Raw genomic sequence first — 13718 nt, 5'->3', positions numbered from 1 at the left:
TGTCAGGGCCTGAAGACTTGTTGGAAGGTCACGGCCAGCGAGTACATCTCGCCGCCCATCGCGGTCAGGTCGTAATCCGTCGCGGTGTAGTAGCCTGGCTCGCCCAGCGGCGGTTGCCACTGGAAGTTCCGATACCCCTGGTGCCGGTCCAGGAACGCCACGATCGGCCCGACCTGCGCTCCCGAGCCGGAGAACTGCAGCGGCCACGAGGCCACTTTGTTGTTGATGCCGTCGGCCGCGGTCTGGCTGTAGCCATCGCCGAACTGCGCGGTCAGCACGCGAAACTTGGTCCGCCCTTGCGGATTGACGCGCGGCGACCAGGTGAAGGTTTCGATTGCCATGATCATGCCCCCGCTAAACGGTTGTTGTTGGCTTGCCAGGCCAGGCCGCCCTGGCGATACGATTGCGTCATGCGGCGGTCGACCAGCTGGGTGACGTATTCGCCTATCTGCTGGCCGAACTGCTGCCAGCCGCCCTCGCCCGATTCGCTCGAGGAACTGACGTTGCCGTCCTGCACATAGACGTTGACGGACACGCCGCCCGCGGCCTGACCCGTGTCGCCGCCCACATTCGGGAAAGCGGCGCGGATGCCGAGCGAGCCGTCGGCGCCGCGATGCAGCGGCATGATGGCCTCGGGGCCGGCTTCGCCCATGACGCCCATGGGGAAGGCGACGGGGCTGGCGGTCATGCCGTTGGTGAAGGCGCCGCCTTTGGCGAACTGGACGGGAAACGCCTGGGCCACCGACGGCACGATGGCGCTGCTGGCGCTGCTGGCGCCACCCGAGCCGAACAGCCCTGCAATGAAGCCCCCCGCCTGGCCGATCCAGCCGCCCAGGCCGCCCGAACCCGACATGAATTCCTTGCCCAGCAACGTCTCCATGAGCTGGGCGGAGGCGGCCGATGTCACCATCTTGGCCACGTTGTCCAGGAACGACAGCCCCATCTTGTCGAATTTCTCGGAGACGAAGTCATACATCTTGGTGCCCAGAATGTCCTGGATCTTGCCCGCGCCGTTGCGCGCCGATTCGAGCAGCTTGTCGTTCACCTTCGCCATGAAGTCGCCGTCCTTCTCGACGAGTCCGAGATTGCGCCGCTCCTTGTCGTACTTGTCCTGGCTGAGCGTGCCATCTCGCAGCGCGCCATCGAGCGCACCCTGCTTCTGGGTCTTCTCGCGTCTGGATTCCGCATCGGGATCCGCGAGATTCTCGATATAGGCGCGCATCTTCGTCTGGTCGCGCAGCCTGTCGAGATCCCACGCAGCGGTCGTCAGGCTGTACTTGTCGCTGGGACTCTCGCCCGCGAACCGGCCGGCTTCGGTTTCGTACTCCATCTTCGCGGTTTCGGATGTCCGGCCCAGCATCGCGCCGGTCTTTTTCATTTCCGCCAGCGCCTGCTCGACCGCCTCGGACCGGATCGCCTGGGCATGCTTGTTCAGCGCGTCCGTCGACTTTTTCTTGCCGTCGGTGCCCTTGTCGGTGGTGTCGTTGCTTTTCTGGCACACGGTCGCGGCCCGCGCAACGGCGCTCTCCCACGCCCGCCGGGCCGCCGCATTGCGATTGAGCTCGGCGGTGTTCTGTCTGAGCGCCGAGGTTTCCGCCGCGATGTTCGCGGCGTTGTTGTTGTTTGCCATGGTCCTATACCTCACATAGATCCGCCTCCGGCCCGCTCGCGCGGGCCGGACACGTCGTCAAGACCCCTTCTTGATCTTCGACATCAGGAACGCCTTCAACGCGTCCGCCCCCGCTTCGGCGGGAGGTTCCTCGTCTTGCGCGCCCCAGCGCACCAGCATGTCGGTGGCGCGCACCTTGGCCCCCGCCGCCCGCGCCACCGTGGCGGCCAGGCTGGCGGCGAGCACATCGGCCCGGTCGTCTCCCAGCGGAGACGTCCGGTCCCATTCGCGCCACAGCGACACTTCATGGGTGTCGATGGTGTCCATCAACTCGCCCAGCGTGCGCCCCAGTCGAAGCGCCAGGACCATCAGGAAACGGAGGTCTGGCGTTTCCTGGAGGGCTTTTTTGCGCGCTCCTGCGCCCCCTCCCCGAGGTTGCCCAGCTCGATCGCCTTGGCCACCAGCTTGGCGTGCGCCAGCCCGTAGGCCGCGGCCACGACGTCGACGTCTTCGTCGTCGAAGACGCGGCGCGGCCCCTGTTCGGTCTGCTCGAACAGCGTGCGCACCAGCAGGCTGGCCGAGGCGCGGGTGTAGTCCACGCCCGGCGCGTCCAGCTTGGCGCGCACCACCTCGTTGTCCTCGCCCGGCACCACGCCCGCCGCCGCCCAGATCGCGCGGATATGGAACAGATGGTCGCCGGCGCTGGGCGCGCGCACGATGACGCGCGCGTCCTGCCATTGCGGCACGGTCAGGGTTTCGTGGGCGAAGCCGGCCAGCGGGTCGACCGCCAGGCCGCGCAGGCCCGCGGCGCGAGCAGAGGAATTGATCGACGTGTCCGTCATGGCGCTCAGCCCCCGTTGGCGGGCGCGTCGGTCAGCTTGACGGCGCCGGTGACGCGCACGTTGAACGTGGCGGACACGACGTTGTCCAGCTGGCCTTGCCACTGGTATTGCGTCACCAGGCCGAGGAATTCGAACTTGGCGCCGTCGGCGAAGGTCACGCGGAAGGCGCGGGTCTTCTTGTCGCTGCGCGCGGCCACCAGCGCCTTCTGGGCGGGATCGCCAGCCTTCCAGTTGCCGGCCATGCTGAAGGTGCCGCTGTCGTCCAGGCCCAGGGCGTATTCCTTGGCGGTGGACTTGAGCACGGTGACGTCGATCTCGGTGGTCTGGCCGCCCTGGAAGTTCGGGTCCTTGATGGTGATGGCCAGATCGGCGTAGGTCAGGCCGGCGGTGCCCAGGTCCTCGGTGGCCGTGGTCGACACTTCCAGCTGGGTGCCCTGGGTTTGAACGAATTGCGAAACGGTAGTACCTGCCATTGCAGACTCCAAAAAAAAGCCCGCCAGAGGCGGGCAACAAAGGCGTTTCCGGAGATCCGGAGCGGCCATGAAAAAGCCCCGCGGCAATTGCCGAGGGGCTTGGTCGGTACGTTCAGATTTTCTTCGGGCGCAACTTGGCCCGACGACTCAATTATGCGGATGTGGCGCCCGCGCCGCAAGCCTTTGCGCGATCGGCGTGTCGCACTTGCGGCGCCGTCACCAGCCCGCGCCGGCGCAATGCCGGCAACAGGGCGACCTTGGCTTCCTGGTAGGCGGCGTGCTGCTGCTCGGGCGTCAGGCGCGGGTTGCTGAAAACGCGAGCGCCGGCCGCCCGGTTGCCGGCATGCACGCCGATCGCGGAGCGCTGCTGCCACGGCAGCTCGTCGATACACAACTCGGTCTGCTCGCCGCGCGCGGCGGCCAGGCGGGCATCGACGTCTTCGTCGTCGTAGGCCTCGTCGGCCGTCATGCCGCGCGCGAACGCCGAGACCCGGCCGACGCCCAGCTTGGGCCGGTAGCCCCGGCTCCAGTGGTACCACTCCATGATCAGCGCTTCGACCTGATCCGACTCTTCCCGCGTCATGTTCTGCCCCTTCTGGTTGCGGCCCTGCGCCGCCTGCTGCCAACCGGCCCGCTCCGCCGGCCGCGACACAAAGGAACGCGCGATGGCGGCGCCCGCCTGCGATGCCGCCGCGACCCAGCCCTGCGGGGCCTGCAATGCCATGTTTCCTGCCTGATTCATTTGCCGCTCCTTGCCATTGAGTTCGATGCCGGTGTCCGTCGCTGGCGGACGCTGCCGAGGTGGCGCCGCCCGGGCGCCGGTGTTGCGGATCGCCATTGCGGCGGTCCGGATGGATGAGGGAGAGAAGCCCTTTGGTAGCGATACGCTACCCACGCTTCCGTCTGATAACAGCACACGTTTTGGGTAATCCATGAGTAAGATTCTACAAATGTATAATCCCGTTTTCAACACTTGTTGTTGCACAATTTTCCACAACTGTTTAGCGTTGACACCATGGCTCTCGGAAAACAAATCAGGCGCTATCGCGCCGCTCTCGGTCTCACCCTGGAACAGCTGGAAGCGCGCACCGGCGTGGGCGTGGGCACCATCGCCGCGCTCGAGGGGCGCGACAGCGAACGTTCCAAATACGCGGCTCGCCTGGCGGCGGGATTGGGGCTGTCACTCGAACAATTGCTGGACGAGTCGGCGCAGTATCCGCCGGACGTCGTGCTGGCCGATGCCGGCGGCGGCGAACCGCCGCGGGTGGACCACGGCGCGGGCGATGATCTGCGCATCCCCCGCTTCGATACCGGCGGCGCCATGGGCGCGGGCGTCGAACTGCGCGACCAGCCCGGCGTGATCCAGAGCCTGCGCGTCAGCCAGGAATGGCTGCACAAGAACCTGCGCCACTACACCGCGGCCGCCAACCTTTGCGTGGTGACGGGTTTCGGCGACAGCATGCGGCCCATGTACAACCCGGGCGATCCGCTGCTGGTTGACCTCGGCGTGGTCAAGGCGGAAGTCGACGGCGTGTTTTTCTTTCGTGTCGGCAACGAGGGCTTCATCAAGCGCCTGCAGCGCATTCCCAGCGCCCAGGGCCTGCTGATCCGCGCCAAGTCCGAGAACACCAAATATGATGCCTGGGACATCACCGAAGACATGGATCTGCAGATTTTCGGACGTGTGTTGAAGGTCTGGCGCAGCGAAGACCTCTGACGCCGCGCCACGGCGTCAGACCGCTTGCCGACGCGCGCGCCGGCCAGGCGGACGCGGCCTCGCGCGCCACTGTCAGGGCCGGTGCGTCAAAGCCCGACGCGCTGCGGCTGCGGCGATTGCCAGCTGCCGTCCAGCAAGGCCGGCTTGGGCCAGTAATAGCGCAGCGTGATCGTGAACGGCCCCGCCGGCGCCGGCAGCCAGTTGGCCTCGCCGCCCTTGCCGGGCGTCTGGGGCTGGATGTGCAGCGTCAGTCCGCCGTCGCGATCGCGCTTGAGCGCGGGCAGCATCGACGAATCCACCAGCGTGCGCCGGGCGGCCTGGGGCGCCTGCGCGGCCCCGGCCGGACGCTGCAGCGTCACCGACCAGAACGCATTGACCGGCGGCAAGGCGCGCGGCGCGAACCGCAACGTATACGGCTGGGCGCCGTCCAGCGGCTGGCCCGCGGCGTCGGTGGCCAGCACCGTGGTGATCGATTCTTCGCGGCTGTCCGTGCCCAGGCCGACCTGCGCGCCAGTGGCGCGCGCCAGATAGTCGTTGCCGAGCGTGCGGCGGTCGCCGAACAGCGTGTCGGCCTTGCCGTCCAGCGCCAGGCGGCGTTTGTCGATCTCGTTCTGGCCGTCGTGCATGCCTTCCTGCATGACCTGGCGCAGGCGCGGATTGCTGCCCTCCGCGACCGCCGGCGCGCCGGGCCGGATGCGCATGCTGTCCAGCCGCTTGCGCAGCGACTTCTCGCTGTGCGCCACCGGCGCGAACTGCAGCAGGAATCCAAGCTGGTTGTAGAACTCGAGCGAGGTGCGCATCTGCGCGGGCGATTCGGGCGCCAGCCACTCGATCGTGGCCGGCGCGGGCGGCGGCTTCTTCAGGTAGGCCGAGAGCGGCTGGATGCGGTAACCGTCCTCGATGCGCTTGACGTTGGCCTGGTCCGAGGACGAGAAGCGCTGGATGCGCCCCGCGAGGCTCACCAGCTCGGTCTCGGCGCGGATCACCGTGGCGATGCCCGTGGGCGCGGCGCCGTTCCAGCGCGGCCCGGCCACCAGATACCTGCCGCCGCCATTGCCCGTGGCGCGGCTGCCGAGATAGGCGAAGTTGAAGCCATACAGGTCGGTCAGCCGCAACGCGTGGTAGCGCCTGGCCTCCATCGGCGGCACGCTGACGACGACGGGCTCGGCGCGCAGGTCCAGCACGGCGGAAAACTGCGGCGCGTCGTCCGGCGCCGGCTCGGCGCGGCCGAGGGTGTTGAACGGCCCGCGGTAGTGGGGATTGCCCCGATCGATGCTGGCGGCATACATGGCCTGGTAGCTGGCCACCATGGGATAGCCGTAGACATAGGCTTCCTTGGCGATGCGGCGCGCCTCGGGCGCCGACACGCCGTCGATGCCGACGTACTGCGCCCCCGTCGCCGCGTCGGGCGAGGTGAAACTGCAGCCGGCCGCGCCGGTGCACAACGTCAGGACAAGCAGGCCGCGAACATAGCGGGTCGATCCAACGCCAGCGAGGCGTATGCGCATTCCATGCTCCAGCAGGGCAAGCCGTTGGCAACGCCCGGGTGGCGGCAGCGTCGCGACAAAAAACAGTCGCTCAAATTCTGGCACATTTCACCACGCCGGTGAAAGCGCGTGGCGATGACAGGACGACTTCACGCAAGCCCGATGGCCGCATGGCGCCCGGGACGCCACGCGGTCTGCGTAATTCAGTCCGGCAAATGCGGGGCTTCCAGTTGCCGCGGCGGGATCGACGTGATCGCGCTTTCGCTGGCGCAAGCATCGGTGGTCAGGTGCTGGATCAGGTCGAGCGTGGTCGAGCGGCGCGTCAGCATCAGGCAGGTGACTTCCGCGTCGGCCACGCGCGTGGCGTGCCAACAGCCGGGACGCATGCAGACGCCTTGCCCGGGATCGACGCGAAACGCCGCCAGCGTGTCCAGGTCGGGGCTGCCATCGGCCGCGCTGCGGGCCACCACCTGGATGATGACGCCGGTCAGCGGCACGATCGCCTGCTGCGTCAGCAGGTGCTTCTCCAGGCTGGCGACATCGGGCGAGGCGCTGCGGTAGTTGACCCACAGCACCTCGGCGTCGCCGCCCGCGCCGGTGTTGAAGACATGTTCCTGCCAGAAGTCGGTGGCGTCGTTGCTGAACAGCGGCACGCCATTGCCCTGCGGGATTGGCTTGCCGAGCATCCAGCCATAGGATGCGAAGGCATCGGCGGTCAGGTCGTAGATGGGCAATGCGGCAACGCGGGTCATGTCTCGTCCTTGGCGGATGGGGCGGCAGCGGTGCGCTTGGGAAATTCGGCGGCGTAGTCGAAATCGCCGCGCGCGATCGCCGCCAGGATGGCGGTGCGCCGTTCGGCGGCGCGCTTGAGGTTGGCGGCGGTCGGCTTGACGCGGATGCGCTCCACGCAATGGCGGCCCTGGTAGAAGAAACCGATCTCGATGGACGATTCGGATGCCGGCCGGACGCCGTCGAATCCCTTGTTCATGCCGACACCTACGCCGGATGCGAGCCGGCGCCCCCTGGAAAGACCCGGATTATCGCAGTTTTTCGAGTATTCCAGCCGCTTCGCCACCGCGCGCCTGCGCGGCCTGGCTGGCCAGCGCCAGCCTGCGCCAGTTGCGGCTGGCGTAGGCATGGGCCTGGCGCAGCCCCGCCCACAGGCCGAGGCGCTTGGCCCAGCGCCAGCGGCCGGCGGCCTCGAACTGCGTGGTCCGGCGCACCTCGGTGCCTTGCCCCGGCAGCGGCCGCAATTCGAAGGTGTCGACCAGCGTCCCGACCCAGTCGGCGCACCAGACCGTGCTGCGCTGCATCTGGTAGCGCAGGCGCTCGCCGGGCTGCAGGATCAGGATGCGCTGGTCGATGGTGCCGCGGTCGGTGGTGCACTGGCGCGTATGGCCCACGGCGGCCGCGCCTTCGAGCACTTTGCAGCTGATCGGCTTGGGCACGCCGAGGCGGAACAGCAACGGCCGGCTGTCGTCCATGCGCGCATGCAGGAAGTGCGGCCAGATGTGCTGCGGCTCGCACGGGAACAACCAACGGGATTCGATCTGCATGCGGACTCCTGGCGACGATGGCGCGCCGTCGAGACGGCCTTCGGCACTGTTATAACGCCTATTACCCCCGCTCTGGAGACCGCCATGCCCACCGACCTGTCATCGCAGTACGTCTTCCTTGACGCCGCCGGCCACGCCACCCCGCTCGCGGGCGGCGACGCCTTCTGGTCGCGGCCGCATGAGGACCTGGAACGATACGGCCACGGCTGGCTGGTGTCGGAATACCCCTGCGCCCGCGACTGGCCGCAATGGGAGATGCATCCGCAAGCCGACGAGATCGTGCGCCTGATGGCCGGCGCGGCCGACCTGCATCTGGACGGCCCTGCCGGCATACAGGTCGTCCGGCTGCGGGCGGGCGACGCCTGCGTGGTGCCGCGCGGCGCCTGGCATACGCTCAAGGTGGTGGAGTCCTGTCGCATCCTGCACATCACCATGGGCGCGGGCACGCAACACCGGCCGGTCTGACGAAGCGCAGGCGGCGTGACGACGCCTGCGCGCGGTTCAGCCGGCGGCTGCGGCGGCGCGGATGCGCGGCAGCTCGCGGTCGTCGATGGGCCAGTGCAGCGCCGCCGACAGCACGCCCAGCGCCATCGCGCCGATCCAGATCAGGTCGTACGAATGGGTCGCCTCGTACACCACGCCGCCCAGCCAGACGCCAAGGAACGAACCCACCTGGTGGCCGAAGAAGACGAAGCCGAACAGCGTGGTGATGTAGCGCACGCCGAACACCTGCGAGATCAGGCCGTTGGTCAGCGGCACCGTGCCCAGCCAGACGAAGCCCATGACCGCGGCGAACACGTACACCGACGCGGGCGACAGCGGCAGCAGGAAAAACAGCGCCATCGCGGCGGTGCGCAGCAGGTAGATGCCGGCCAGCAGGTATTTGCGGCGATGGTGCGCGCCCAGGATGCCGCAGACGTAGGTGCCGGCGACATTGGCGAGCGCGATGATGGCCAGCGCCGCGACCGCGTCCGCCGCCCGCAGGCCCTTGTCCATCAGGTAGGCCGGCAGGTGCGTGCCGATGAAGGCCAGCTGGAAGCCACAGGCCAGGAAACCCAGGTTCAGCAGCCAGAAGCCGGGCTGCGCGAAGGCCTCGCGGATCGCCGCGCCCAATGGCTGCTCGGGCGCCGCCGCGGCGCCAGCAGCCCGCCGCGACGTCTCTTTCAATGGCCAGGCCAGCGGCATCACCACCGCCAGCACCGCCGCGAAGATCATCAGCGCGCCGACCCAGCCCGTGCCGCCGATCAGCCACTGCGCCGCCGGCACCATGGTGAACTGCCCCAGCCCGCCGACGGCGCCGGCCACGCCCAGCGCCCAGCCGCGCCGCTCGGGCGGCACCAGGCGGCTGAGCGCGCCGTAGATGACGGCGAACGCCGTGCCGGATAGCGCAATGCCGATGCAGATGCCGGCGGTCCACATGAAGGCCGCGGGCGTGGCGGCATGCGCCATGCCCGCCAGGCCCAAGGCGTAGAACACCAGTCCGCCCAGGATGACCTTGGCCGAGCCGAAGCGGTCGGCGATCATGCCGGTGAACGGCTGCACCACGCCCCAGGTCAGGTTCTGCACCGCCAGCGCCATGGCGAAGGTTTCACGCGACCAGCCCCGGTCCATGGTGACCGGCAGCAGGAACAGGCCCTGCACGTGGCGCACGCCCAGCGCCAGGCCCATGACGATGCCGCCCGCCAGCACCATGAGCCACAGGTTGCGGGGCGCGGCGGCGGGACCGGGCGAAGAAGCGACGGACGATGCGGCGACGGACATGGCGAACCTCGGGCGTGGGACGTCGATCCCGTGCGGATGGATGGATGATGCTATTACAGGGGCGCTTCGGCCCCGCTTCAACTGATTATTTTTCGCCGGCTGCATGCGCGCCGGGAATGCCAGCCGGCAGCCACAACGAGAACACCGAGCCCTTGCCCGTCACCGAGCGCAGCGCGATGTCGCCCTGCAGCAGATCCGCCAGGCGGCGCACGATGGCCAGCCCCAGGCCCAGCCCCTCGTTCCCCTGCGACGCGGCCGGCGCGCCGGCGCCGCGCGTGAACTCGGTGAAGACGGTTTCCTGCAGGTCGGGCGCGATGCCCGCGCCGGTGTCCCAGACCTGGATCAGCACGCCGCCCCGCCGCCGGCGCGCCGACAGCAGCACCCAGCCGGCCGGCGTGTACGACAGGGCATTGCCCAGCAGGTTGTCGAGGATGCGGCGCAGCAATGCCGGATCGGTCTGCAGCGCCAGCGAGGTCGGCGCCACCACCAGGCGCAGGCCGCGCGCCCGCGCCTGCGGTTCGTAGTCCAGCCGGATGTCGTCGAACAGGGCGTCGAGCGCGACGGCGCGGCGCTCGGTGCGCACCAGGTGCGCGTCCAGGCGCGACACGTCCAGCAGGCCGTCCAGCAGGCGGTTCAGCCCGTCGAGCACGCCCTGCTGGCGCCGCGCCACATGCAACGCGTCCTGTGGCGTGACGCTGCCCTGCTCGGCGCGGCTGGCCAGGATGTCGGTGAACATGCCGAGCGCGTGCACCGGCTGGCGCAGGTCGTGCCCGGCGGCGGCCAGGAAGCGGGTCTTGGCGCGGTCGGCCGCGGCCACGCGGTCGCGCTCGTGTTCCAGGCTGCGGATCAGGGCGCTGTTCTCGAAGCGCAGCGCCACCGTGGTCCTGAGGCTGCGATAGGTGACCGCGCTGAAGTACAGGTTCACCGCCAGCAGGCAGACGCCGAAGGCCGCGTACACCAGGTGCAGCCCGTCGGCCGCCGCCAGGCAGGCGGCGATGAACGGCGCCACCATGCCCAGCGCCGAGCCGACGTAGGCGGGCGGATAGGCCGACAGCGACGGCACCGCGCCGCTGCACATGCCGGCCAGCATCACGCAGCCGAACGCCAGCAACAGGTCCTGCCCCGACATCACCGCCAGCAACCCGGCCAGCCCCCACAACAGGCCCGAGGTCCATGACAGCAGGCAGAAGCCGCGCACCCAGGGCCGCACCGGCCCGGCCGCGCGCCGCAGGAACCGGCGGCAGACGAGCACGCGCGCCAGCGTCAGCAGATAGACGGCGCCGATCCACGCCGCCAGCACCCCGGCGGGCGCGGCCTCGCGCATGACGTAGAGCACCGGCAGCGCGACGACGAAATTGGCGAACAGGACGCCATACGATTGCTTGTAGAGCAGCGTGGCCAGCTCGGTCGCGATGGCGTCGGCGACGGGGGCCGCGTGCGCGGCGGCGGTGCCCGGTGGCTGGGGCGGGGATAGCGCGGCAGGGGCGGTCATGCGCCTGGATCGGTCCCTATAATGGTGCATCATTCTGACACAAGCCGCGGCGCCCTCACCGCCCTCATGACCCCGACCTCCCCGCCTCCCCTGCTGCGCATCCTGCTGGCCGACGACCACGGCATCGTGCGCGAGGGCCTGAAAATGGTGCTGAGCCAGGCGGGCGCGATGATCGGCTCGATCGACGAAGCGGCCACCGGCGAGCAGGTGCTGGCGCTGCTGGCCGCGCATGGCGCCGACGTGCTGGTGCTGGACCTGGGCATGCCCGGCGTGGCGGGCTCGGGCTGGGTGCGCGCGCTGCGCGAACGCCATCCCGCCCTGCACATCATGGTGCTGACCGCCAATACCGACGCCCGCAGCCGCCAGGCCATCCTGGAGGCCGGCGCCGACGAATACCTGGCCAAGACCGGCAGCTCGCGCGAACTGATGGCCGCGATCCAGCGATTGCACGACGGCCAGGCCGGCCGCCCGGCGCAACCCCGGCCCACCCACGCGCCGGCGCCGGCCGAGACCCTGACGCGGCGCGAGCAGCAGGTGCTGGCGCTGGCCGCGCAGGGCGCCACCGCCGCGCAGATCGGCGCGGCCCTGCACATCAGCCCGCTGACCGCGCGCAAGCATCGCGAGAACCTGATGCGCAAGCTCGCGCTGCACAGCACCGCCGAACTGGTGGCCTACGCGGTGCGCCTGGGCCTGCCCAGCGCCTGATCCGCGCGGCGCTTGATCCGCGCGACGCCTGCCTGACCGCGGCCGCGCGGCGCTGGCCAAAATACGGCACGCGCCGTATTTGCTACCGAATCTTCCAAACGTAGACTGGTTTCGCAGCATCCGCTTTCTCTTTCCGACAGGGCCATGGGAGATCGCGGGGCTGCACCGCACTCCCCCACGCCACTTTCCGCGCGGACCCGCCCGGGCCGCGCAGGACACGTGCGCGCCCGCGCCAGGCGCCCGCCGCGGCGCTGCGGGCGTCCCCGTCCACGACCCGCAGCACCGCCACCATGCCCCCTGCCTCCTGTTCGTCCGCCGCCATTCCCTCCTCCCCGCTGGCCGACCCGGTCAGCCAGCTGGTGCGCGAAGAGTCCGAGCGCCTGCGACGCTTCGTGCTGCGCCAGGTGGGCAACAGCTCCGACGCCGACGAGATCACGCAGCAGGCCTTCGTCGAGATGTCGTCGAGCTTTGACCGCTTCCGGGGCGAGAGCAAGCCGTCGACCTGGCTGTTCGGCATCGCCCGCAACCTCATCCGCAATCACCTGTCGCGCGCGCCCGAACGGCGCTATGCGTTCGTGAGCGAGGACGCCCTGGTCGAGGAACATGACCGCCGTTCGGACCCGGCCGCGCGCACCGAACTGCTGCAGACGCTGCGCATCCTGGAGCGGTCGCTGGCCGCCATGCCGCCCGACCTGGGCGAGGTGCTGATGATGATCTGCGCCGACGGCCTGTCCTACGAAGAGGCCGCGGCGCAGCTGAATCTGCCGATCGGCACGGTGCGCAGCCGCCTGTCGCGGGCGCGGTCGCTGCTGCGTTCGCGCATGCGCCAACAGGGCGCCTGGCTCGACGATTGAGCCGCCCGCGGGCGCGTTGTTAACGGTTCGTTTTCTATCGTTACATTTGTCGTTTCTTTGCTTGCTACTGCTGGTTACAGTGCTGCCTTCGTTCCCCTTTGGCAGGCATCACCACCATGCGGCACGTCCGGCTACGCTCGATCCCCCTGATTGCACCTTCGTCCGCCGCCGCGCGGGTCGCGCCATGAGGCGCGCCCTCACACTGCGGCCGCTGGCGCTGGCTGTGGCGCTGGCCGGTCTTCATGCCGGCGCCCAGGCGGACGAGGCGTTCGCCGACTGGCAATACGATTGCGTCGGCCGCACCTACGCCATCACCCCGGACGTGTCGTGCAACCGCGACTACGCCGAAGGCCTGGCTGCGGTGCTGACCGGCAAGGCGAGCGACGCCGCCGGCACCTGGGGCTACATCGACAAGCAGGGCCAGATGGTCATCACGCCGGCCTACCAGGACGCCGAGTCGTTCCAGAACGGCCTGGCCGCCGTACAGCAGGACGGCCTGTGGGGCTACATCGATACGCGCGGCGCCTGGGTGATCAAGCCGCGCTTCGCGCGCGCCTCGGGCTTCAACGCCGCGGGCACCGCGCTAGTCGAGGACGATGAGCGCGACGTGCTCATCAATCGCCAGGGCCAGGTCGTCAAGACCTTCGAGCTGGGCACGCGGTCGTGGGGGTTCGAACCCGGCCAGAAGCTGGCGGCAATGGAAGTGCCGCAAGCGCCGCGCCTGTTCAATACCGCGACCGGCCGCGCCCTGACGCTGCCGACCGACGTAATGCGGCTGGAGCGGCCGGTGGCCGACACGCTGCCGGCGCAGCGCCGCAGCAACCGCTACGGCGGCCTCTGGGGCCTGCTGGATGCCAACGGCAAATGGGCCATCGCGCCCGACGTGCTGGGCTCGGACCAGCCGCCGCTGCGCGACGGCGACACGCTGGCCGTGCACCGCGAGCAGTCCTGGATGTTCGTGCGGCCGGACGGCACGCCGCTGACGGCGGGCCGCTATGAAAGCGTGGCCCAGCCCGGCGCGGGCCTGTGGCTGGTCAAGCCCCGCGACACGGCGCGGTACGTGCTGCTGGATGCCGACCTGCGGCCGATGCGCACCTTCACCAACCCCTACGTGGGCGTGGAGGAAAGCGGCGGCTGGAAGGTGCTGACGGACGTCGACGCGGTCGTGATGATCGCCCCCGGCGGCAATATCGTGGTGACGCCGGCCGCCTTCGGCCGTGTC

At 69.4% G+C, this 13718-nt stretch carries 17 protein-coding genes; 5 read left to right on the top strand and 12 right to left on the bottom strand.

The window, feature by feature from the left end:
- Window positions 1–2 precede the first annotated feature (2 nt).
- From AOZ49_RS12455 to AOZ49_RS12430, 6 genes are all read right to left on the bottom strand, one after another.
- Entirely contained in the window at window positions 3–341 is a 339-nt protein-coding gene (locus AOZ49_RS12455; protein ID WP_054475743.1) for a phage tail protein, read from the bottom strand.
- A gap of 2 nt (window positions 342–343) precedes the next feature.
- On the bottom strand, window positions 344–1630 hold the full coding sequence (locus AOZ49_RS12450; RefSeq protein ID WP_054475647.1) for a phage tail tape measure protein: 1287 nt from the start codon (window positions 1628–1630) through the stop codon (window positions 344–346).
- A gap of 57 nt (window positions 1631–1687) precedes the next feature.
- On the bottom strand, window positions 1688–1936 hold the full coding sequence (locus AOZ49_RS12445) for a phage tail assembly protein T (RefSeq protein WP_231689917.1): 249 nt from the start codon (window positions 1934–1936) through the stop codon (window positions 1688–1690).
- A 41-nt stretch (window positions 1937–1977) separates the two neighbouring features.
- The gene (locus AOZ49_RS12440) at window positions 1978–2451 is read right to left on the bottom strand and encodes a phage tail assembly chaperone (protein ID WP_054475644.1); all 474 of its coding nucleotides are present in this window, start codon (window positions 2449–2451) and stop codon (window positions 1978–1980) included.
- Window positions 2452–2456: 5 nt separating this feature from the next.
- Window positions 2457–2924: a phage tail tube protein gene (locus AOZ49_RS12435; RefSeq protein WP_025138221.1), complete on the bottom strand. Its 468-nt coding sequence runs from the start codon at window positions 2922–2924 to the stop codon at window positions 2457–2459.
- A gap of 151 nt (window positions 2925–3075) precedes the next feature.
- Window positions 3076–3762, bottom strand: coding sequence for a hypothetical protein (locus AOZ49_RS12430; protein WP_231689918.1), 687 nt, complete (start codon window positions 3760–3762; stop codon window positions 3076–3078).
- A gap of 177 nt (window positions 3763–3939) precedes the next feature.
- On the opposite strand from AOZ49_RS12430, the gene AOZ49_RS12425 reads away from it, so the two are divergent.
- Window positions 3940–4641 carry an XRE family transcriptional regulator gene (locus AOZ49_RS12425; RefSeq protein ID WP_082380423.1) on the top strand — a complete coding sequence of 234 codons (702 nt, stop codon included), beginning with the start codon at window positions 3940–3942 and terminating at the stop codon, window positions 4639–4641.
- Window positions 4642–4727: 86 nt separating this feature from the next.
- On the opposite strand, the gene AOZ49_RS12420 is transcribed toward AOZ49_RS12425, so the two are convergent.
- The 4 genes from AOZ49_RS12420 to AOZ49_RS12405 all read right to left on the bottom strand — a co-directional run bounded on the left by AOZ49_RS12420 (window position 4728) and on the right by AOZ49_RS12405 (window position 7684).
- Entirely contained in the window at window positions 4728–6149 is a 1422-nt protein-coding gene (locus AOZ49_RS12420) for a DUF1254 domain-containing protein (RefSeq protein ID WP_054429171.1), read from the bottom strand.
- Between the two features lie 182 nt (window positions 6150–6331).
- The gene (locus AOZ49_RS12415) at window positions 6332–6880 is read right to left on the bottom strand and encodes an ureidoglycolate lyase (RefSeq protein ID WP_054429172.1); all 549 of its coding nucleotides are present in this window, start codon (window positions 6878–6880) and stop codon (window positions 6332–6334) included.
- Entirely contained in the window at window positions 6877–7116 is a 240-nt protein-coding gene (locus AOZ49_RS12410; RefSeq protein WP_054429173.1) for an Arm DNA-binding domain-containing protein, read from the bottom strand. Before AOZ49_RS12410 ends, AOZ49_RS12415 begins: the two co-directional genes overlap by 4 nt.
- A gap of 49 nt (window positions 7117–7165) precedes the next feature.
- A complete protein-coding gene (locus tag AOZ49_RS12405) occupies window positions 7166–7684 on the bottom strand; it encodes an SRPBCC family protein (RefSeq protein WP_054475643.1) in 519 nt (172 codons plus the stop codon).
- Between the two features lie 84 nt (window positions 7685–7768).
- Between AOZ49_RS12405 and AOZ49_RS12400 the strand changes: the two genes are divergently transcribed.
- Window positions 7769–8149 (top strand): cupin domain-containing protein, encoded by a 381-nt coding sequence (locus AOZ49_RS12400; RefSeq protein ID WP_054475641.1) that lies wholly within the window; start codon window positions 7769–7771, stop codon window positions 8147–8149.
- A 36-nt stretch (window positions 8150–8185) separates the two neighbouring features.
- Here AOZ49_RS12400 and AOZ49_RS12395 read toward each other — a convergent pair whose 3' ends face one another.
- Window positions 8186–9445: an MFS transporter gene (locus tag AOZ49_RS12395; protein ID WP_369815797.1), complete on the bottom strand. Its 1260-nt coding sequence runs from the start codon at window positions 9443–9445 to the stop codon at window positions 8186–8188.
- An 85-nt stretch (window positions 9446–9530) separates the two neighbouring features.
- Complete coding sequence (locus AOZ49_RS12390) at window positions 9531–10937, bottom strand: sensor histidine kinase (protein ID WP_054429176.1); 1407 nt, start codon at window positions 10935–10937, stop codon at window positions 9531–9533.
- Between the two features lie 66 nt (window positions 10938–11003).
- Between AOZ49_RS12390 and AOZ49_RS12385 the strand changes: the two genes are divergently transcribed.
- From AOZ49_RS12385 to AOZ49_RS12375, 3 genes are all read left to right on the top strand, one after another.
- A complete protein-coding gene (locus AOZ49_RS12385; protein WP_054429177.1) occupies window positions 11004–11642 on the top strand; it encodes a response regulator in 639 nt (212 codons plus the stop codon).
- A 290-nt stretch (window positions 11643–11932) separates the two neighbouring features.
- The gene (locus AOZ49_RS12380; protein ID WP_054429178.1) at window positions 11933–12496 is read left to right on the top strand and encodes an RNA polymerase sigma factor; all 564 of its coding nucleotides are present in this window, start codon (window positions 11933–11935) and stop codon (window positions 12494–12496) included.
- Window positions 12497–12680: 184 nt separating this feature from the next.
- On the top strand, window positions 12681–13718 hold a 1038-nt coding region (locus AOZ49_RS12375), incomplete at its 3' end, for a WG repeat-containing protein (protein ID WP_197286726.1).

It is taken from the genome of Achromobacter sp. 2789STDY5608615 (assembly GCF_001298995.1).
Lineage (GTDB): Bacteria > Pseudomonadota > Gammaproteobacteria > Burkholderiales > Burkholderiaceae_B > Achromobacter > Achromobacter insuavis.
The sequence above is the reverse complement of the archived record's forward strand: the minus strand, read 5'-3'. Positions and strand labels throughout refer to the sequence as shown.